Genomic DNA, 20700 nt, shown 5'->3' with positions numbered 1-20700 from the left:
GACGCATGATCGGGATCAGGGCGATCAAAATTGGGAGACCAGTCAACAGTTACAACGTGAGCAAGGGATAGGCAGAAACCGTCAATTGTTGTTGATCTTGGGTTGGGTTTGGAACTTCTGAAGTTACCCTTGCCCACCCCAAGTACCTAATGGTTTGCTAACGGCCTTTTGGGATCTAGCTTACCCATTAGAAGTTGCGAGGTTTCAAACTATCCCGAACTCAGGTGAATTCAGCATAGGAGCTTAGACCACATCGGAGTTCTATTGCACCCAATAGCACCCAATGAAGCCCAATGCAGCCAAGACTGAAGTTGAATGTTTTATCTTGCTCATGCTAACGAATACGAGTCAATACTCGCCAACCCTTGCACATCGTGCCCCAATGTGGCCTGTCGGTTGGGGGAGCTGCAAGCTGGCGAAACACCCCTTGGGCAGCCCATAGCGCTGATTCAGGGATGAATAGGGATTAACAGCAAGTTCAGGGATGGCGGGACTTACCAGAACTTAACTCAGTTGGGCGATCGGGCATTGGTTAAGCAGGGTGCGATCGCTCAGCAAGTCTTCAACGGTGACTCGCAAGGTGCGATCGGCATCCACTTCAAAGGCCACCCGAATTCGGTCAATGCCAGGCATTCCAGGCGGATCCAGTTGAGCCAAACTGCGTGCGCCATCCCGATCATTTAGCGGTTGCACTGAGGCTTGGCCACCGATGGTTTTGGTGACCAATCGATCGCCATCAAAGAAGATTTCGGTGCGCTGTTCTTCGTCGCCCAATTCTCCAAGGATTAGTTCAATTTGGGGCTGATTTTCAATGGAGGCTCCCAAGAGCAATTCAACGGGCTTGGCGGTGGGATAAGGCTGACCTTTGGGGATGATGGGATGCCAACTGTGGCGTTTTTCCCGTTGATTCCAATAGCGAATTCCGTAGCCGTGATAGAGAAAATCGCGCACTTCTAAGCCGCTGGCCAGTTTCAAGGCTCCTTGGGCGATCGCTTCAAAGGGGCGATCGGTGGCGACTTTTTCGGCAGGGAAATAGTTGCGAATCCAGGACTGAATGGCAGGAATTTGGCTAGTGCCACCTACTAATAACACCGCTTCGATCGACTGGGGTTCTAGTCCCTGGCGAATGGCTTGCTGAAAAATTTGATCTAACGCGCGATCGAGTTGTTGAAACAGACCCCGATCGCGCAAAATGGTTTCCAATTCCGTGCGTGAAAGGCTTAGTTCCAAGCTATTAAACGTCGCGTCATCAAAGTAGACTTCCTGGGCTGTTTCCTGATGCGAAAGGGCAATTTTGACCCGCTCCGCCAATCGCAGCAAAATTGGCGTTTTCTGGAAGGAATGACCCGCGAGATTGCCCGAGGAATTACCCAAGGCATTGCTTGGCAAATCCACCGCAGATTGCTGTTGACTCCAATAGTCCACAATCCAGTTATCCAAATCGGATCCGCCCAGGTTTAAGCCTGCTTTGGCCAAAACCCTGGCGGTTTTCACGGTTTGTTGGGAATCCTCGATGGCGCGGTTCCCCCACTTCAACAGAAACCCCAAGGGCCGGCCGGCGCTGGTGGCACTGGGGCGATCGAGCCGCACCAGGGACAGATCCAACGTGCCGCCACCAAAGTCCACCACCAACACCAAGTCCCGATCGCCTGCGCCATAGCCCAAAGCCGCCGCCGTTGGCTCATCCAGCAAACGCACCTGTTCAATTTGCCCCAAGGCCGACTGGGCAATCGCCCGGGTTAACCAATTGCGGTATTGCTCAAAACTATCCACCGGCACGGTCAAAATCAGTTGTGACCCAGCCCCTGCACCGCCCAAAAACTGCTGCTCTGTCAGGGCGCGGGCGATGGCATCTAAAAACCACTGCCCCGCCTGCTCAAAGTCCACCGATCGCCCGTCTAACTCGGGCACAAATCCTTGGACGGCGGTTCCGATCCCCCGCTTGAATCCCCGAAATAAGCGCCCATCGGCCAATTGATCCAGCCCCCGATCGCGCACTGCTTGACCAGCCACCACCTGACCTTCGGCCGCCTGGGCCACGTACAACAGGCTGGGAATGAGCGGCGGGTTGGGAGACTGTCGCACCGAAAGTCCACTGAGATCCAGGGTTTCGGGATTGCCGGTTACGGGGTTGAGATAGGTCACCACCGTGTTGCTGGTTCCAAAGTCGATCGCAATGGTCATGGCAGTGGCAAAGGTGCAATAGGGTGCGTTGGATCATGAATCCATGGCTCAGCCGACAACCAGCCAACCAACCGGGAGCAAGCCATGCTGGGGATTCAGAACTCCAATTCGGTATTGTGCCAGTTTCCCAACGGGTTTCCCAATGGCCTTTTGCCGCTGCCTTTCCCCACTGCTTTTTCCAAATTTTGGTCTCAAGCATGGCCTCAGGTGCTGCCCAAACCCCGATCGCCCCAATTTTTCGAGCCATTCGCGATCGGTTTCTGTTTTCCTCATCCCTTGGCCCAATTCTTGCGGAGTGCGATTTAATGCCAAGACTTGCGAATTAATTACGTAATTTCACGCAGATATTTTACAAAGCGCCCGATCTCCCGGCAAATCCTGACAAATTCCGACGAATTGTCCATCCCATCCTGACTTGCAACCCCCTACTGAAATCTCGCAATCCGAAATTGAGATCTTGCAGAGAGCTTGCATGGCATGGCCGATCCATGACTTGCCAAGGCTTGCCCATCTTGAGCCTTGCTGAGCCGCTGATTTCGGAACTAGAAACCAACCGATCGCGCCCGCATGGCAGGGTGAATCTAGGGCAAATCCGTAGTCAATCCTGAGCCAAGCCGGAATCTCAACGACGACAGCAGATCGCACGTTGCTTCAAGGTCGCTTCAACATTGCACACCCCGCGATCGACCCAAGATCGCAAGTTCATCAATTCCCATCCTGGCGCAAACGGCTTAGGGTTCTTGAGGTTAAATGATTCCAGCGCACGAATCTGGCCGAATCCTCGTAGAATCAATGGAAGTGTGCTTCCGGATAGACGGCTCTCGGCGAAGTGGCACCCCCTCGCTGAGACCCCCAGCAAACTAGCCGTCTGAGCGCGGCGCAACTGGCTTACCCCCATGCTTATGGAACGTATCGGAAAATACGCCCCCGATTTTGAAATTCCTGGGGCCGATGGCAAAGTACACCACTTTGCGACCTATCTCGGTCAATACAAAGCGGCGGTGGTGGTTTTCATGTGCAATCACTGCCCCTACGTGGGGATGTATCTCGATCGGCTGAAGGCTCTGCAAGCGGAATTTGAGCCACAGGGCGTAACGCTCATCGGGATCAATGCCAATGATGCCAATCAGTTCCCCGAAGATAGCTTTGATGCAATGAAGGTCTTTGCTCGGGAGCGGGGGCTGAATTTTCCCTACCTGTGGGATCCCACCCAGGATGTGGCGGACTGCTTCGGGGCCAAGAAAACGCCCCAGGCTTTTTTAGTGGATGCCAACAGTGTGATGCGCTATATCGGCGCGGTGGATGACAGCCCCCAGGATCCATCCGTTGTCACGCAGGCTTATTTGCGGGATGCGATCACCAGTTTTTTGGATGAACAGCCGATCGCGATCGCCTTCACGGAGGCGATCGGTTGTTCTGTGAAATGGCGGCCCGGCCGATGACCGGCAGCGTTGAGCACACAGAACTTAGCCCCAACATCTCCCCAAATCTTGATCAATCTCAATTGCGCGATCGAGCGGATCAGCGACCGTTGATTTTGGGAGTTTCGGGAGCTTCGGGCTTGATCTACGCGGTGCGGGCCCTGAAGTGGCTGTTAACAGCGGGCTACGCGATCGAACTGGTGGCTTCCAAGGCGGCCCACATGGTTTGGCAGTCAGAAAACCAAGTGCAGATGCCCCTTGAACCCTTGACCCAGGAAGCTTTTTGGCGATCGCAGGCCGGCGTGCCCACCGGAGGGCAGCTCATCTGCCATCGTTTCGGCAACGTGGGGGCGACCATTGCCAGCGGTTCCTATCGCACGTTGGGCATGGTGGTGATGCCTTGCAGCATGAGCACCGTGGGCAAATTGGCAGCGGGTTTAAGCAGCGATCTCCTGGAGCGGGCCGCCGATGTGCAACTAAAGGAGGGGCGACCGCTGGTGTTAGTCCCTCGGGAAACCCCTTGGAGCTTGATTCATTTGCGGAACCTGACCCAGTTGGCCGAGGCTGGCGCGGCGATCGTGCCGGCCATCCCCGCTTGGTATCACCAACCGCAATCGATTGAGGACTTGGTGGATTTTGTGGTGGCCAGGGCACTCGATCGCCTGGCGATCGACTGTGTGCCTCTCCGGCGCTGGCAAGGGGGCAACGAAACGCCTGAAGACTTGCCGGGCTAACCCCCCCTTGTTGAACTTTTTGCAGCCATTCTCATTTTTCAGGTATTCCCAATTACCAGCCCAAGGCCAGACCGCTCCGCATCCCTCCTCCGGCGGAAGCACTCCCATCGGCCCCAATCCAAGCTAGGTTGGTTGAACGGCCAGGTCACGAAACAGCTAAGGTCGTCCGGAGAAGGAGAGAGAGCGGGTAATGGCGCGCCTGTTGGGATTGCTACTGTTGGTGGTGGGGTTGCTGTTGTTAGCAGCTCAAAACCCCTTGCCCCTGCTGCCTTTGGTGGTGTTTGGCCGGCCGATGGTGGTTTTGCCGTTGGGGTGGTGGCTGGCTGGGGCGGTGGCTGCGGGGGCCGCAACGATGGGCCTGATTGGCCTGTTGGTTCAATTGGGCCGGCCGCCTCGCCGTCCGGTGATCGATCGACGGCCAGCCCCCGAATCCGAGCAGTCTCGATCGCCCCGTCAGCGTTTGATTAATCAGCCCTTAGGCGATGAGTTGGAGGACGAGTGGGGCAGCGGGGAATCGGCCAACGAGGGCCAAGCGAAAGGTCAACCGGGCAACGCCTCTTGGCGATCGCATCTGTTTTCCCTGCAAGCGGAACCGCGCCCTTCTGCAACTGCCGCCGAACTGGAGCAGGAATTGGCCGATTGGACTGTGCCCGATCGCCCGCAGAAAGGTTGGAATCACGATCCGGAGTGGGATGAATGGTCAGAAGCGGCTCCCGACAGCAACCGAACCCAGCCGAGTCCGCCCCGATCGAACCCATCGCCGCCTCAGGATCGTCCCCGATCGACCAATCGGATCGATCGCCCCTTTGACCCCGACCCGGCCCCGGCTCGCCCCCAAGCCCCTCAGGCCGCCCCCCCAAAACCAGAACCTAAGCCCCTTGAAGCGCCCGCTCGCCCCGCTGCCACCCGCCGCGAAGGAACCAGCTACTCCATTCGCTATCAACGGGACGAGGACGATTTAGCAGAACCAGCAGCAGAAGCACCCAAAAAAGTAGAAGCACCAAAAGTAGAAGCACCCGCAAGATCGGCAGCACCACCCAAGGCCGATCGCGCCGCAACGGCCCAAGGCACAGAACCTTCAAAGCCAGAATCAGAATTGCCGCCGCCCGCCGAGCGATCGCGCTCCGTCACCGATGCGGAATATCGCGTTCTGACTCCCCCCGCCCCCCAATCCGCCGCCCCTCAGGTCAACGATTGGGATCGATCGGCCCCCGATGATGACTGGGACGACAATTGGTAGAGCTTGAATTGGTAGAGCTTGAATTGATAGAACTTGAATTGGTAGAACTTGCACTCGCCATTCAACGCCCATTCAACCCAAAGCCAATCAAACTCAATACTCAATACAAAGGGGCCGTCGCGATCGCAACGGCCCCCTCAATTTCGTGGCAATCCCTAAACCAACTCAGCCATTCCAGCCCAAAACCGGGGTAGGAGCTGAATCCTCAAGGTTTAGTAGGTTTCCACGTGCCAGCGCTCTTCCTTGCGCATCTGCTTCTGATAATCCGCCCAGTTCACACCAAACTTAGACGCGGCCGCCGACATCCCCTCATCAATGCCCGGCTCCATCCCGCGCAGACCGCAGATGTAAACATGGGTATTGGGTTGTTGCACCAACGCCCACAGCTCATCCGCATTTTCCTTAATGCGGTCTTGGATATACATCTTGCCGCCTTGGGCGTTCTTCTGTTCCCGGGAAATGGCGTAGGTAATCCGGCAGTGGTCAGGGTTTTCCGCCTGCATTTTTTCCAGATCGTCCTTGTACAGGACGTTGCCGGTATAAGCCACACCAAAGAACAGCCAAGCAAGACCCTTGAATTGATAATCCGGGTTGTTTTCCTTAAACATCCGCCACAGGAAGGCGCGGAACGGTGCAATCCCGGTTCCAGTCCCCATCATGATGATGTTGGCACTTGGATCCACGGGCAACAGCATTTCCTTGCCCACGGGCCCCGTGATGGTCACGTCATCGCCGGGCTTCACATTGCAAAGGAAGGTGGAGCAAACCCCTTCAACCCGCTCGCCCGCATCGTTGGTGTAAACCAATTGGCGAACACAGAGGGAAACCGTTTTGTCATCGAGCAAGTCACCATGCTGCGTCGAGGCGATCGAGTACAAACGCAGCTTGTTGGGTTTGCCGTTCTTGTCCGTTCCGGGCGGGATAATGCCGATGCTTTGGCCTTCCAGATAGCGCAGGTTGCCGCCGCTCAGGTCAAAGGTGATGTGTTGCACCACCCCTTCGCCACCTTCGCGCACCAGACCTTCATTGGAAATCACCTTGCCCGTGAAGGGATTTTTGGGCTTGTAGGTGTTGACCGGTACATCAGTGGGGAAAATATGCTCATGGCTGACGGCGGCGGGCGGCTCGGCCGGAGCACTCGGGGTCGGTTCCGGAGCGGCGGCGGCGGCCACCGGAGCGGCTGGGGTCAAGCCATCATGGCCCGAATCCACGGTCACCGCCACAATGTTGACGATTTTGCCCCCGAGCCGAGCGATGCGACGCATGAAATCATTCATGCGGCTGTAGGGCACGTTAAAGAACACGCTGCCACTCTTGCGAATCGCGTAACCGTTTTTATCGGATTCACTGCTTTGACGTAACCCGGTTACTTCGTAACGAAATACGCGGTTTCCGGCAGTTGTGTTGCTGGCGCTCCCGGCTGCACTGGGACTATACATGACTTGCTATGACTCTAATCAACGTTTAGGAGTGGGTTTCGATCTGCAAAGATTTTAGCCCCTCTGATGCAAGGCCTTCGCTGGGATTCGAGAAACGGTTGCGCTTGCGGGGGCAATGGCAGCTCGCTGGCCAGGTAAAGAATGGGGCGATCGGCCAGGCAAGACCCCCATTAACCTAAACTTGCACGAACGATATCAGTCTGATACGCTACTGACGGTTCGCTTGGTAAAAATACTTAACGAACTATTAATTTTAGACAACGTGCTCGTTAAACAACTTGTGCGATCGCAACGTTGCGGTTAACGCTTGCGGAAGTTGCTTGGGGAGCACTGGTTTCCAGCAATCCTTTGGTCACCAATCCCCTGGTAACCGGCTTCCGGTAATGCCTTTCGGCAATGCCCTGCTTCCGGTAATGCGTTGATGACCGATCGCGGTTTCGTTATTTCGCAACGGTAACTTCGCAACGGTCACCCAGCAATTGACGAAACAGTTCGATCGGCTCCGGCCCTGCACATCGCTGGTCGCAGCGATCGCGACAGGTCAATGGCCGCTTCATTGGGGTCTCGAATCAGCACTTGCTGCCCTCTCCTTTGGAGATCATCAATGGCCGATTCATTTCCCAAAGCAACGGTTCTCGGTGTAATTCATGCCCTTGGGGTTCATGCCAAATAGAGCGCAGACCCGATGTCGTGCATGATTTTGATCGAGTCGCTTTGATCGTGCATCAATTGACTGCGATAATTGCAGGGATTTTCTTAGGCGTTGTTCGCTGCCGAGCACGCCACACATCCCAGCCAAAGTGTCTAGTGATATAGAGGAAACTTATGACCAGCAAGCCAGATCGCGTCGTCTTAATTGGTGTGGCCGGCGATTCCGGGTGCGGTAAATCGACCTTTTTGCGTCGCCTAGAAGACTTGTTCGGCGCAGAGTTAATGACCGTGATCTGTCTGGACGATTACCACAGTCTAGACCGCAAGCAACGTAAGGAAGCGGGTGTGACGGCTCTGGATCCGAGAGCCAATAACTTTGATCTGATGTATGAGCAGATCAAAGCCCTTAAGAATGGCGAAACCATCAATAAGCCCATCTACAACCACGAAACCGGCCTGATCGATCCGCCGGAAGTGGTACACCCCAACCACATTGTGGTGATTGAGGGCTTGCACCCGCTCTATGACGAGCGCGTTCGCAGTCTGTTGGACTTTAGCGTCTACCTCGATATCAGCGATGAGGTGAAAATCGCTTGGAAGATTCAACGCGACATGGCTGAACGGGGTCACACCTATGAGGATGTGCTGACCGCGATCGAGGCCCGTCGTCCGGACTTTGAAGCTTACATTGACCCGCAGAAGACCCATGCCGATGTGGTGCTGCAAATTCTGCCGACGCAGTTGATTGCCAACGACGAAGAGCGCAAGATCCTGCGGGTGCGGATGATGCAACGCACGGGTGTTGAAGGATTCGAGCCGGTGTATCTGTTTGATGAAGGCTCCACGATTCACTGGACTCCCTGCGGCCGCAAGCTGACCTGCTCTTACCCCGGCATGAAGCTGTTCTATGGGCCTGACACCTACTACGGCAACCAAGTTTCGGTGCTGGAAGTAGATGGCCAGTTCGAGAATCTCGAAGAGATGATCTACGTAGAGAGCCACCTGAGCAACACCTCTGCGAAGTACTACGGCGAAATGACGGAGCTGTTGCTGAAGCACCGCGACTACCCCGGCTCGAACAATGGTTCGGGTCTGTTCCAAGTGCTGACGGGTCTGAAGATGCGGGCGGCCTATGAGCGTTTGACCCAAAAGACGCTGGTGGGTGTGGGTCTGTAAGCGTTCTGAATTCTGGCCTCGAAGCTGGTTCGAGACTAGGCTGAGGAAACAGATAGAAACCCGCCTCGAAGCAGGTTTGGAAACTCAATTTCTGGATCCTTTTCGTTGAAATCCGGGGATCTGAAACAATTTGAAGATAATGGTGGGGATGTTCCATGGGGACATCCTCCTTTTTTGTCGATCGGAATGTCGATCGGGGTGGAGATCGAAGTGGCGATCGAGGTGGTGATATTGGATTGATGATTTTGTTGATTAAGCTAGGACATGAGCGCAGGACAAACTGGACGCAGCGAGGCTGATGGGCTGACCAAAGCCTGATAAAAGGGGTTGGGGCCGCGCGATCGGGTTGCCCAACGGCCACAAAGGAACGAAGCGAATGGGTTTGGTGGGAGGACAGACAGGCGATGGCATCGGCGGCAGCCCAAGGCGGTTGTCGTTGCGTTGGCTGCTGGGGCTGGGGGTGGTGCTGCCGGTGGGGGTGGCGTTGGTGATTAGCCAGGGGATTTATGGCTGGCAGGTGCGCGATTTAAGCGATCGCACGGCCCAACGATGGCAGCAGGTGTTGGGGGCCCGGGCTAGCGATCGACTGGTGAGCCACTTGCAAGGTGCAATTCAGCTTAATCAATCCTTGGGCGATGGGGCCCGCTGGGGCCAGTGGGCCCAAAGTCCCCAAGACCTGGAGCGTTGGCTGTGGCAACAGTCCCAGCGATCGCGGGCTCTACGATTTGCGGCCTTTGGCCGAGACAATGGGGCCCTGACGGCGGTGGAGCGCACGGAAACGGGATCTTTGCTGCTGTGGGCTGCGCCGCCGAAGCCGAATCAGGGGCTAGCCATTTACAACACCAACAGCCAAGGAGATCGATCGGGTCTGCTGCGCAGCCAGGGCGATTTTGCGATCGAGCGGGAGGCTTGGTTTCGGGCAGCCACCTTGGCGGGCCGGCCCACTTGGTTTTTGTGGCCCCTGAGCGAACAGACGGCAACCCCGATCGCGGCGATCGCGGAGCCAGTGGTGGGGGCCGATGGCCGGCGCTTGGGGGTGTCGGTGTCGGCGGTGTCTTTGCAACCGTTGGGGGTGGAACTGGCCCAGTTGGGGGATGTGGATGTGGCGGTGGTGGATCGATCGGGGCAACTGTTGGCCCTGAGTGAGCGATCGACCCAGGCCGGTCAGCCGCCAGCCCGCAATCGCTGGCCCCTGTTGCTGGAGCGTTGGCAGCAGGCCAGCGGCCCCTTAGAACAGTGGGATGGGGAGCGATCGACCACAATTCGCCTGGGCAACCAAACCTATCGCCTTTGGGCCCAACCCCTGAAGAATCCGAATTTACCTAACTGGGTGGTGTTGGTGGCCGCCCCGATCGATAGCCTCAGCGATCCGGGCAGCAATGCCCTCACCGTCGCCGTTCTTTTCCTTTCCCTGGGCTGTGCCCTGGGTGTGGCCTGGTTATTGCTGCGGCTGATTGAGCAGCCCTTAGCCCGGTTTGCCCAAACGGCCCAAACTATGGCCAGCGGTCACATTACGGGGCCCATTGAACCCACGGGTCTGCGAGAACTAGATGAAGCGGCCCGCCAAGTGCGGCTGATGATGCGAGAGTTGCGGGCGGCCATGGCGGCCTTTGAGCGCGATCGGGACACCCTCCAAGAACGCATCCGTGAACGCACCAGCGCCCTCAGCCTTTCCGAAACCAAGTTTTCCAAAATCTTTTACGCCAGCCCCAGCGGCATTTGTCTGATGCAACTGGATAACAGTTGCGTTTTGGACTTCAACGACAGTTTCCTCGACATTTTTGGCTATAGCTTCGAGGAAATGATGGGCTTTGCCAGCATGGAATTCAACATCTGGCTGCGGGCGGAAGATCGCCTGGCCGTGATGCAGGCCCTGCAACGGGGCAGCAGCATCCGCAACCAGGAAATTCCAGTCCGCACCAAGGGCCGAGATATCCGCACGGTGCTGCTGTCGGCGGAGTTGCTCTACCTCCACGGGATGGAATGCGCCCTGTTGGTAGTCCATGACATCACGGACTACAAAGGCCTAGAAGAAGACCTGCGCTATTCTCAACAGCGCCTGGAGGAAATGGAGCGGCGGCGGGCCTTGGCGCTGTTGGAGGTGTCCCGCGATGAGTTGCGATCGACCCTAGAGAAGCTGGAAACGGTTCTTGGCTCCGTACGCGATGCCCTCGTTTGGACGGATCCAGCGGGCAAGGTGCAATGGTGTAATCCTGCCTTTGAGCGGTTAGTCCAGCAGTCCCATGAGCAAGTCATTGGCCAAGATTTAATTGACTGCTTGCCTCTGATCCATCGTGGCAAACAACTGCCAGCACCTCTGCATCCGGTCACCCGGGCGTTGGAAATCGGCTCGGGCAACACGGCTTATGAATTTCACAACTCAGCGGGCGATCGCTATTCCCTGGAAATTGCTTGGTCTAATGTGACGCTGCCGGATCCCGACGGCGCACCCAACCACAACCAAACCAGTGCCGTTCTGGCGATTCGAGACATCACCGAGCGCAAGCGGCTGATTGCCGAGGTGCTGCGGGCCAAGCGCTTCATCGACGGCATTATTGAACATATTCCGTTGGCGGTTTATGTCAAGGATGTGCGGCAGAATTTCCGGTTTGTGCTCTGGAATCGAGCCAGTGAAAAGCTCTTTGGCATTCCGCGCGATCGGGCATTGGGCAAAAACGCCGATGATTTGTTTCCCATTAAGCGAGCCACCACCATCCTGGAACAGGACGTGCAGGCCGTGGAAGAACGGCGCGAGCTGGAAATTCCCGAAGAGCAGGTGACTGGGCCCAATGAATCCCTGGTGTTGCGCACGGTGAAAGTGCCGCTGTTTGATCCCAACGGAGGCGTGGCCTATTTGCTTTGCATTACGGACAACATCACCCAGCGCAAACAGGCGGAACAGGCCCTCAGTGAAAGCCAAGCTCAATTCCGAATGCTGACGGAACAGGCCAGCGGCGACCTGATGTTGGTGCATGACGTGCATGGGCAAATTTTGGATGCGAACCAACAGGTTTGCACCGTGTTGGGCTACTCCAAGGCGGAGTTGTTGCAAATGAATGTGCGGGCGATCGACACCCTGGCTTCCTTGGATCAGCACGATCGAATCTGGGCCATGATGAAACCGGGGCAACCCGTGACCGTAGAAGGCATGTATCGCTGCAAGAGCGGCCGCACTTTGCCCGTGGAAACCCGGGTGGGAATGCGCGAATCCCAAGGCCAGAAAATTTTCCTGGCGATGGCCCGGGATGTGACCGATCGCAAGCAAATGGAAGAGGCCTTGCAACGGGCCGAAGAAAACTACCGCAGCATTGTGGAAAACGCGGTGGAAGGGATTTTTCAGTGCGCCCCCCATGGTCAGTTTTTGGGGGGTAACCAATCCTTGGCCAAGATGTTTGGCTTTGACTCGATCGAGGAAATGCTCGGCCCCTTGGGCTTAAACCGCACCCGCCGATTCTATGTGGATCCAGAACGATGGGGCAGCTTCCTCACGGTCATTGCCGATCGAGGCACGATCTATAACTTTGAGTCGCAAGTGTTCGATCGCGATGGCGATACCTTTTGGGTTTCCGAAAATGCCCGCACAGTGTTCGATGGGGATGGGCGACTGCTGTATTACGAAGGCACGATCCAAAACATCACCGAGCGCAAACAGGCGGAAGAAGCCCTGGTGATGGAGCAAGAAAAGTCCGATCGCCTGTTGTTGAACATTTTGCCCAAGGCGATTGCCGAGCGCCTCAAACAGGGCGAAGGATCCTTGGCGGAACAATATGCCGAAGCAACTATTCTGTTTGCCGATTTGGTTGGTTTCACGCCCGTTTCTGCCCAAATGCGCCCGATCGAGCTAGTGAACCTCCTCAATCAAATCTTCTCCACCTTTGACCAACTGGCCGAAAACCACGACCTCGAAAAAATCAAAACCGTCGGGGACGAATACATGGCCGTGGGCGGCTTGCCCGTCCCCAAGCCCGACCATGTGCAAGCCGTGGCCCAACTGGCCTTGGACATGCAAGCGGCCATCTCCAAATTCACCACCCCCAGTGGCAAGCCTTTCCAAATTCGGATTGGGATCAACACCGGCTCCGTGGTGGCCGGGGTGATTGGCATCAAGAAATTTGCCTACGACCTGTGGGGCGACACGGTGAACGTGGCCAGCCGCATGGAAACCCAGGGGGAACCCGGCAAAATTCAGGTTACCGAAGCGGTTTACGAAATTTTGCGCCAAGAATTCCTCTTAGAGCCGCGCGGTGAACTGGAAGTCAAAGGACGCGGCATGATGACCACCTATTGGCTCTTAGGTCGTAAACCCCAATCTCAAAGCGAAACGGATGAGGCCGAGGCCATGTCTATTTTTAGCAATTAGCAATGAATAGCCAACAAGCGGGTTGGCCAATAGCAAATAATGAATAAATCATTGGCAAATCATTGGCAAGTTAATCACTAGCAAATGGCTGGCGATCAAGGCGCTAGTCATGAGTCGATGATCGCTGGTTCATGCTTGCAATGTTGCTGTCACGAATGAATCGCAATCATGGTTACCAGCAAACGGCAATGATTAGCAGTTATGCAGCCAGGATGGAGCAATTCTGAGTGACAGTTCATGAACTTGAGTTTTTCTTTTCAAAGAATTTGGGTTATGAAGGATAAGGAACGGTAGTCTGAGTGATCACCGAGGTATTTTCAGCCATCTCAGGTATTGATCAGCACCGATTCTGATGGGCGATCGATCCATAGGTAATTTCCCTGATGGCCCCGATCGCCCCAATGCTTCCCCTCCCCAGAACGCTACTTTCTAGAAGGCTTGCCCATGTCTTGTGTTGCATCTCGTGAATACAAAGTAATTTTGCAGGCTAATCAATTTACCGATCGAGCGGCTGGAGTCGATCGATTTTGGTTAGTTGTGCGCAACCTTGCAGAAGGTTTGGGCCTGAAGGTGACAGGCGAACTCAGCGAATTGGTGAAGCGGGAAGTGGTGTTTTTGGACACACCAGAACATGACCTGCTCGACACCGGCTACATCGTGCGCCGTCGGGTGGAACTGAAGGCTGGCAAACCCGCCCGCACGAAGGTGATGCTGAAGTATCGATCGCCCGATCGCTACATTGCCTGGGGTGCAGATGTTTCCACCCCCACGCTCAAAGGCGAAACCAAATTTGAAGAGGACATTGTTCCCCCCTTCCGCAGTCAGTTTTCCCATTCCACGAGTGCCGTTGTGGAATCAGCAAATTGGACAACGATCGGGGACTTGGCCACCAACTTCCCAGGAGTTGATTCCCTGGAGCTATCGGCCAGCAAACCCTTGACCGTTGTGAATCAGTTTGTTGCCAAAGAGTTTGTGCAACGCGGGGCAATCATTGACTTTGGCAAACAGGACGCAGAAGTGGCCCTCACCGCCTGGTATGTAGATCCCGATCGCCAAAAGCAGCCTTCAGTGGTTGAGTTTTCTTTTGCTTACGGAGAAGACGCGGAAAACTTCTCCGCCCGCAGCGCTCTCCGGGCCAAAAAACTGTTTGATGGACTCCAAGCCCTCACCGATTGGTATGACCCGAAGGCTATTACTAAAACACAGTTTGCCTACCAGTTTTCGGGCTAATTTTCTGGTTGGCTTTTGGTTATCTGGTTGATTTTCTAGTTAATCAGACAAGTTCATTCACCAGAAAGATAATTGGTTGGCAAATCAGTTAATTCACATCAGTTAATTCACACTGAACTGGTGCTGAATTGATGGTGATTTATTCTGAGTTTGCGCTTGTGAATGAGTTACCGATGAACTAGCTGACAATAGACTAGTCACTAACTAACAAGTTGCCAACCAAACAAGTTGCCAAACACCCCATCTTTCCAATCACTGACAAGGCTCATGGAAACGCTCGATGCTGGTTTGCAGTTCCTTTATGGTTGGATGCCCATCCTAGCGGCCCTGGCAGGCATCTGGATTTGGCAACGCTATGGCCAATTGGGCTGGGGTTTGTTTGGCACGATCGCCCTGTTGCAATTCGTTGCTCCCTACGTTTGGCCAGCGGTGGCCCTAGGCGCTTCTAACGATCGCGTGAACTGGTTTGCGATCGCCCTGGTGTCGTTTTGGTCTGCTGGCATTTGGCAACAATTCCAAGAACAACGGGCGAAAAAGTTGGATGTTGAATCTGCTCCCGATCGCCCCGCCCTCGATGTATCCAGTCACTCTGATGAGTCTTGATGCCCAGAAGCAATGCCCAGAAGTAGTGCCCAGAAGCAATACGCAAAAGTGATGCCCAAAAGCATCGATCCTTTTTCAACCTCCCTTGCGGTCCCTTGGCTTGACCACCGCCTAACACCATGTCTGCCTCTGCCAGTTTCCTTAGCCCCGATAAACGTCAGCGAAAGATTCGGTATATCCTGTGGCTGACGCTGCTGCTGAATCTTTTGGTGTTGGTGATCAAAGCCCTCGTGGGTTGGGCCACCGGTTCCCTGAGCCTGTTGGCCGATGCCCTGCACAGCGTGACAGACAGCGCCAGCAACGTGCTGGGGTTGGTTACCAGCCAGCTCGCCGATCCTCGCCCCGATCGGGAACATCCCTACGGTCACCAGAAATACGAAGCCCTGGGAGCCTTGGGGATCGCTGCGTTTTTGGGAGTGGCTTGCTTTGAAATTACGCAGGGGGCGATCGAGCGATTAACCGGCCAGGGCGAGGCCGTGAACGTCTCCGGCCCGGCGATCGGGCTGACTGTGCTGGTGTTGGGGATCAATATTTTGGTGGCCCTCTACGAACGCCATTGGGGCCAAAAGCTCCACAGCAACATTCTGCTAGCCGACGCTCGCCACACCATGGGTGACGTATGGATCACGATGACCGTGATTGGGGGGTTATTGGGCGTTTGGTGGGGACAGCGCTGGCTGGATGTGGCCCTGGCGTTCCCCGTGGCCCTGTTGGTGTTCAAGAGTGGCTGGGACGTGTTGCGATCGAACCTGCCTTGGTTGATTGATGCCATGGCTGTTCCCCCCGAAGAAATTCACAGTCTGGTGATGAGCGTGCCGGGTGTGGTCAATTGCCACGACATCGCCTCACGGGGCGTATTGGGGCGGCAAGTCTTTATGGAAATGCATTTGGTGGTGGAGGCGGAGGACGTGCGCCGGGCCCACGACATCACGGAAGCGGTGGAGTCAGCCCTTTGCGATCACTACCATCCCGTGCGCATGACCATCCATGTGGAACCCAACGGTTATCAGAGTGATCAGTTGACCTACAGCATGGACTCACTCACCCATAAGGAAGTTTAAAGAAGATTTAATAATTGGTTAAAAATCCTGAGTTTTCCACAAGAGCGGCCGAGTTTTCCACAGAAAATGTTTAGTTTTCCACAGGATAACCGTCCCCGCATCAACGAATTGAGCGGGGAAATTGGGGAGCGATCGGTTTAATTGGGGAAATTTCGTTAAGCTGAAGGGTTTGCTTTGGAGAGCACCTGGTTCGATCGACCTCAAGGGATCTCGATCAAGCTCCGTGAATCGAGGTTAATCGAGACCAATCAAGATTAATCAAGGTCGATCGAGCTAACCCCTAATCAGCCCTATTCCCACTCGATCGTTCCCGGCGGCTTGGAGGTCACATCATAGACCACCCGGTTGACCCCTTCCACCTCATTCACAATCCGGTTGGAAATGGTCTCCAGCAAATCGTAGGGAACCCTGGCCCAATCGGCGGTCATGCCGTCTTCGCTGGTCACCATCCGCAGCACGATCGGGTAGGCATAGGTGCGCTTATCGCCCATTACCCCCACACTACGCACGGGCAACAACACCGCAAACGCCTGCCAAACGTCGTTGTAAAGGCCAGCGCGGTTAATTTCTTGCCGCACAATCAAATCCGCATCCCGCAGAATATCCAGCCGCTCATCGGTGATTTCGCCCAAGATCCGAATGGCCAAGCCCGGCCCGGGGAAGGGCTGCCGCTTCACGATCTCTTCGGGCAAGCCGAGGGCCCGGCCCACCTTGCGCACTTCATCTTTGAACAGCTTCCGCAGCGGTTCCACCAGCTTGAAGCGCAAGTTGTCTGGCAGTCCGCCCACGTTGTGGTGGCTCTTGATTTTCACGGCAACGCGCTCGCCGGTTTTGGGATCCATGTTGGTGTCCGCCGACTCAATCACGTCGGGGTACAGGGTTCCCTGCGCCAGGTAATCGAAGGGGCCCAAGCGGGTGGATTCTTCTTCAAAGACGGCAATGAATTCATGGCCAATGATTTTGCGCTTCTGCTCAGGATCGGAAACTCCATCCACGGCATTGATGAAGCGGCGACGGGCGTTGACATATTCCACGGGAATGTGAAATTCCTCTTGGAACAGCTTCAACAGGCGCTCTGGCTCGCCTTTGCGCATGAAGCCCTGGTCAATGAACATGCAGGTGAGGTTGTCCCCGATCGCCTTGTGCAGCAAAAAGGCCAAGGTGGAAGAGTCAACCCCGCCCGACAGGGCCAACAGCACTCGCTTATCGCCCACGCGGGCCCGCACTTCGCGCACGGACTCTTCCACAAAGGCTTCCGTGGTCCAGGTGGGTTGGCAATGGCAGATGTGATAAACAAAGTTGCGAATTAGGGCCGCCCCTCCGACGGAATGCACCACTTCCGGGTGGAATTGCACGCCGTAGAGTTTGCGTTGGTGATCGGCGATCGCGGCGCAGGGGGTGTTGTCCGTGTGGGCCAAAACCTCAAACCCGCTGGGCAACTGGGTGCAAGAATCGCCGTGGCTCATCCACATGGTGGAACCGTCTTCCACATTGGTGAGCAAGTCGGTGGGATCATCCACAAACAGGGCCGCTTTGCCATATTCGCCCCGATCGGCTGCTTCCACGAGGCCGCCCAACTGCTGCACCATCAACTGCATTCCGTAGCAAACGCCCAGCACAGGAACGCCCAGGTTCCAGAGTTCCGGGTCACACAGGGGCGCACCATCGGCATAGACGGAACTGGGGCCGCCAGACAGAATGATGCCCTTGGGGCTAAGTTGCCGCAGTTGCTCTGCGGAGGTGCGATAGGACAGAACTTCGGAATAAACCTGGGTTTCGCGAATCCGACGGGCAATCAGTTCGGAATATTGGGAGCCAAAGTCCAAAATGGCGATGAACTGGCGATTGACTCGGGAGTCAGGCGCAGCGACGGTGGGCGATAGGGTTTCGGTAGTCACGGGTCGTCAGCGAGAAGGTAGACGGAATAGCATATCGGACAGCCTCGCTGCCAGCGGCCATTTTGATGAAGAAATCAATAGGGGCGATCGGGCTAGGCCAGTCAGTTACCGTGACTGCCAAAGCAGGATGCTGCGGCCCGACGCTAGGTTATGAAAACTGGTTGATCCGAAAAATCCGCAAAGTCCGAAAGATTGGACTCAGGATTGGACTCAGGATTGGACTAAAAAATTTATAAATTGCGGCGGCTGAATGGAAGGCCCTGAGCTGGCGAATCGTTGGCTGGCAACGAAGACACCAAGCGCGATCGACCAAACCGAATGAAGCGGGCGGGCGATCGGCGGCGGCTCAGTCCACGGCGGACAGCGCGGGCACAGCCAGCCCTGAGGGGCTAACGAGCCAAAAGAAGTGTACCAACCTAGATGGCCGTTGAATGCCCCGATGATAACCCATGGGGCGGATGAATGAACCAAGTAAACCGGTTAAGGATAACCCATTAGGTATGAACGAACCCGTCAAGAAAAAGCACGGATTTTGGTCGAGATCCTGAATAATGATTGGCCACATCGCCACGAACAAGTTCGTCAGGAACTGGGTTGGGCACTTATGGCCGCTGAAACGATTGATTATCTGCGCATCAGTTTGATTGACCGCTGCAACTTCCGCTGCCAGTACTGTATGCCCGAGGGAACAGATTTGCAGTTTGCGTTGCAACAGGATTTGCTGACCGATGGGGAGTTGCTGCTGTTGTTGCGGGAAGTGCTGATGCCGGCGGGGTTTCGGCGCTTTCGACTCACGGGGGGAGAACCCCTGTTGCGGCCGGGGGTGGTGGAAATTACCCAGGCGATCGCGCAGTTTCCAGAAACCCTAGACCTGTCCCTCACCACCAATGCCTTTTTGCTGAAGGATTTGGCCCAACCGCTCTACGACGCAGGATTACGACGGATTAATATCAGCTTGGATTCCCTGATTCCAGAAACCTTCGATGTCATTATTGGGAATCGGGGGCGATCGCGCTGGCAACAGGTTTGGGATGGAATCCAAGCGGCTCACCGGGTGGGCTTCGATCCGCTGAAGCTGAATGTGGTGGTGATCCCGGGCATCAATGACCAAGAGGTGGAAGCCTTGGCCGCCCTGACGCTCGATCGCCAGTGGCATGTGCGGTTCATTGAGTTCATGCCGATCGGGAATCAGGATCTGTTTGCTGATCGGGGTTGGATTGATTCAGAGCAGTTGCGCCAACGGATTCGATCGCGCTGGGGCCTGACCACGGGTTGGGTCACCGGTAATGGCCCCGCCGATGTGTTCCAAATTCCGGGGGCCAAGGGCACGATCGGTTTCATTAGCCAAATGTCTGAATGCTTCTGTGATCGCTGCAATCGAATGCGCCTTTCGGCCGATGGCTGGTTGCGCCCCTGTTTGCTGAATGAGTCGGGGCAAATTGACCTCAAAAGCCAACTGCGATCGGGCGTTGACCTCCAGGACTTGCGGGCCCAAGTCAGCCACCTGATCCAAGCCAAACCAGAGATCAACTTCAAAAATCGCGAATCAGGAACCACCGGACGCTACGCCCGTACCATGTCCCAGATTGGTGGCTAGGGGCAAACTGAAAACAGCCAGCTAAGATTGGAATCAGCCATTACCAGCCATTACTAAGATTCCATTTCCATTGCCCAGAAGCGGCGAGATCCAGGGCAGTCAGCCCATTTCAGGGCGCTGGCTCCCCGTCGATCTCACCGTTGCCAACCTCGCCCTTGGAACCTGTGGCACTCATTCTCTCGTCCAAAACTCCTATCGCAGGGTGTAATCAACCCGTCAGGCAATGCAGGTGCAAGCCAGTGCAACACACGCTGGAGAACCAGTCATGAGCGACCCTCAGAATAAAACGCCCACTCGGAACCCATTGGCAACCCGAAGCGCAGTTGCCATGCTGCTATGCGGTGGCATTGCCCTCTCCCTGGCCCCTGCCCAGGCCGCCTCGATCGCAGGGCCCGCTTTCCCCAACACCGAAAACCGAGGCGGCCCCAACCGCACGATCGGGGGTGGCACTCGCTTTGGGGCACCTCGCTCCGGGCTGCGGTTTCCCCAAACGGAAGATCGCGGCGGCCCCAACCGCACCACTGGCGGTGGCACTCGAGGCGGTGAATGTATTGCGGCCACGGGGCCCAACTTGACCCTGTTGTTGCCCCAAAACCAGTCAGGCCAAGCCACCAGCGCCAACCCAACAGTCTTTGTTTACGTGCCCTCCACGGTGGTCAAAACCGCAGAGTTGGTGGTGGCCGATCAAGACGGCAATTTGATCGATCGCCAAGCCGTGCCGCTCACAGGTCAGGCAGGGATCTTAAAAATTTCCCTCCTCAGCCCTGGCAAGGCGCTGCAAACGGGCAAAACCTACAACTGGGCTTTTTCGATTATTTGCGACCCCAGCGATCGAGCCAGCGATGTGGCCGCGATCGGGGAAGTGAAACTCGTGGCCCTGCCGGACAGCGTTAACCGCCGCCTCAGCGCAGTCCGCGATCCCTTCCAACGGGCCCAAGTTCTGGCAGAAGCGCGCCTGTGGTACGACACGTTGGCCACGGCCATTGCCCTCCAAACCACCCAACCGGATCAATGGCAAAGCCTGTTGGAATCGGTGGGACTGCAAAGCCTCGCCAGCGCTCGACTCCTGAATTAGCCTGAATTAGGTTGCCCATGCCGCTTCCCCC

At 55.9% G+C, this 20700-nt stretch carries 13 protein-coding genes; 10 read left to right on the top strand and 3 right to left on the bottom strand.

Annotated features, from left to right (window positions below):
* Positions 1–504: 504 nt before the first annotated feature.
* Positions 505–2184, bottom strand: a complete 1680-nt coding sequence (locus H6G53_RS02790) for an Hsp70 family protein (protein ID WP_190530856.1) — start codon at positions 2182–2184, stop codon at positions 505–507.
* Positions 2185–3086: 902 nt separating this feature from the next.
* Between H6G53_RS02790 and H6G53_RS02785 the strand changes: the two genes are divergently transcribed.
* The 3 genes from H6G53_RS02785 to H6G53_RS02775 all read left to right on the top strand — a co-directional run bounded on the left by H6G53_RS02785 (position 3087) and on the right by H6G53_RS02775 (position 5579).
* Positions 3087–3626 carry a thioredoxin family protein gene (locus tag H6G53_RS02785; protein WP_190530855.1) on the top strand — a complete coding sequence of 180 codons (540 nt, stop codon included), beginning with the start codon at positions 3087–3089 and terminating at the stop codon, positions 3624–3626.
* On the top strand, positions 3623–4339 hold the full coding sequence (locus H6G53_RS02780; RefSeq protein WP_190530854.1) for a flavin prenyltransferase UbiX: 717 nt from the start codon (positions 3623–3625) through the stop codon (positions 4337–4339). Before H6G53_RS02785 ends, H6G53_RS02780 begins: the two co-directional genes overlap by 4 nt.
* A gap of 190 nt (positions 4340–4529) precedes the next feature.
* Positions 4530–5579 carry a hypothetical protein gene (locus tag H6G53_RS02775; RefSeq protein ID WP_190530853.1) on the top strand — a complete coding sequence of 350 codons (1050 nt, stop codon included), beginning with the start codon at positions 4530–4532 and terminating at the stop codon, positions 5577–5579.
* A gap of 212 nt (positions 5580–5791) precedes the next feature.
* Here H6G53_RS02775 and petH read toward each other — a convergent pair whose 3' ends face one another.
* Positions 5792–7018 (bottom strand): ferredoxin--NADP reductase, encoded by a 1227-nt coding sequence (gene petH, locus H6G53_RS02770; protein WP_190530852.1) that lies wholly within the window; start codon positions 7016–7018, stop codon positions 5792–5794.
* 825 nt (positions 7019–7843) lie between these two features.
* On the opposite strand from petH, the gene H6G53_RS02765 reads away from it, so the two are divergent.
* The 5 genes from H6G53_RS02765 to H6G53_RS02745 all read left to right on the top strand — a co-directional run bounded on the left by H6G53_RS02765 (position 7844) and on the right by H6G53_RS02745 (position 16099).
* Positions 7844–8845: a phosphoribulokinase gene (locus H6G53_RS02765; RefSeq protein ID WP_099532239.1), complete on the top strand. Its 1002-nt coding sequence runs from the start codon at positions 7844–7846 to the stop codon at positions 8843–8845.
* 376 nt (positions 8846–9221) lie between these two features.
* Positions 9222–13205 (top strand): PAS domain S-box protein, encoded by a 3984-nt coding sequence (locus tag H6G53_RS02760; RefSeq protein WP_190526256.1) that lies wholly within the window; start codon positions 9222–9224, stop codon positions 13203–13205.
* Positions 13206–13649: 444 nt separating this feature from the next.
* The gene (locus H6G53_RS02755; protein WP_143472928.1) at positions 13650–14435 is read left to right on the top strand and encodes a hypothetical protein; all 786 of its coding nucleotides are present in this window, start codon (positions 13650–13652) and stop codon (positions 14433–14435) included.
* Positions 14436–14702: 267 nt separating this feature from the next.
* Complete coding sequence (locus H6G53_RS02750) at positions 14703–15038, top strand: hypothetical protein (protein WP_190530851.1); 336 nt, start codon at positions 14703–14705, stop codon at positions 15036–15038.
* A 119-nt stretch (positions 15039–15157) separates the two neighbouring features.
* A complete protein-coding gene (locus H6G53_RS02745) occupies positions 15158–16099 on the top strand; it encodes a cation diffusion facilitator family transporter (protein ID WP_099532243.1) in 942 nt (313 codons plus the stop codon).
* A gap of 290 nt (positions 16100–16389) precedes the next feature.
* On the opposite strand, the gene guaA is transcribed toward H6G53_RS02745, so the two are convergent.
* A complete protein-coding gene (gene guaA, locus H6G53_RS02740) occupies positions 16390–17997 on the bottom strand; it encodes a glutamine-hydrolyzing GMP synthase (protein ID WP_099532244.1) in 1608 nt (535 codons plus the stop codon).
* A 604-nt stretch (positions 17998–18601) separates the two neighbouring features.
* Between guaA and moaA the strand changes: the two genes are divergently transcribed.
* Both moaA and H6G53_RS02730 read left to right on the top strand, forming a co-directional pair.
* Positions 18602–19594 carry a GTP 3',8-cyclase MoaA gene (moaA, locus tag H6G53_RS02735; protein WP_099532245.1) on the top strand — a complete coding sequence of 331 codons (993 nt, stop codon included), beginning with the start codon at positions 18602–18604 and terminating at the stop codon, positions 19592–19594.
* Between the two features lie 328 nt (positions 19595–19922).
* Positions 19923–20669, top strand: coding sequence for a DUF928 domain-containing protein (locus H6G53_RS02730; protein WP_190530850.1), 747 nt, complete (start codon positions 19923–19925; stop codon positions 20667–20669).
* Positions 20670–20700 lie beyond the last annotated feature (31 nt).

The organism is Limnothrix sp. FACHB-406 (assembly GCF_014698235.1).
Taxonomy (GTDB): domain Bacteria; phylum Cyanobacteriota; class Cyanobacteriia; order CACIAM-69d; family CACIAM-69d; genus CACIAM-69d.
The sequence above is the reverse complement of the archived record's forward strand: the minus strand, read 5'-3'. Positions and strand labels throughout refer to the sequence as shown.

Coding starts and splice junctions, on each gene's coding strand:
- H6G53_RS02730 (WP_190530850.1), top strand. CDS start 19,923: ATGCTGCTATGCGGTGGCATTGCCCTCTCCCTGGCCCCTGCCCAGGCC.
- H6G53_RS02765 (WP_099532239.1), top strand. CDS start 7,844: ATGACCAGCAAGCCAGATCGCGTCGTCTTAATTGGTGTGGCCGGCGAT.
- H6G53_RS02745 (WP_099532243.1), top strand. CDS start 15,158: ATGTCTGCCTCTGCCAGTTTCCTTAGCCCCGATAAACGTCAGCGAAAG.
- petH (WP_190530852.1), bottom strand. CDS start 7,018: ATGTATAGTCCCAGTGCAGCCGGGAGCGCCAGCAACACAACTGCCGGA.
- H6G53_RS02780 (WP_190530854.1), top strand. CDS start 3,623: ATGACCGGCAGCGTTGAGCACACAGAACTTAGCCCCAACATCTCCCCA.
- H6G53_RS02750 (WP_190530851.1), top strand. CDS start 14,703: ATGGAAACGCTCGATGCTGGTTTGCAGTTCCTTTATGGTTGGATGCCC.
- H6G53_RS02760 (WP_190526256.1), top strand. CDS start 9,222: ATGGGTTTGGTGGGAGGACAGACAGGCGATGGCATCGGCGGCAGCCCA.
- H6G53_RS02790 (WP_190530856.1), bottom strand. CDS start 2,184: ATGACCATTGCGATCGACTTTGGAACCAGCAACACGGTGGTGACCTAT.
- H6G53_RS02785 (WP_190530855.1), top strand. CDS start 3,087: ATGGAACGTATCGGAAAATACGCCCCCGATTTTGAAATTCCTGGGGCC.
- H6G53_RS02755 (WP_143472928.1), top strand. CDS start 13,650: ATGTCTTGTGTTGCATCTCGTGAATACAAAGTAATTTTGCAGGCTAAT.
- moaA (WP_099532245.1), top strand. CDS start 18,602: ATGGCCGCTGAAACGATTGATTATCTGCGCATCAGTTTGATTGACCGC.
- H6G53_RS02775 (WP_190530853.1), top strand. CDS start 4,530: ATGGCGCGCCTGTTGGGATTGCTACTGTTGGTGGTGGGGTTGCTGTTG.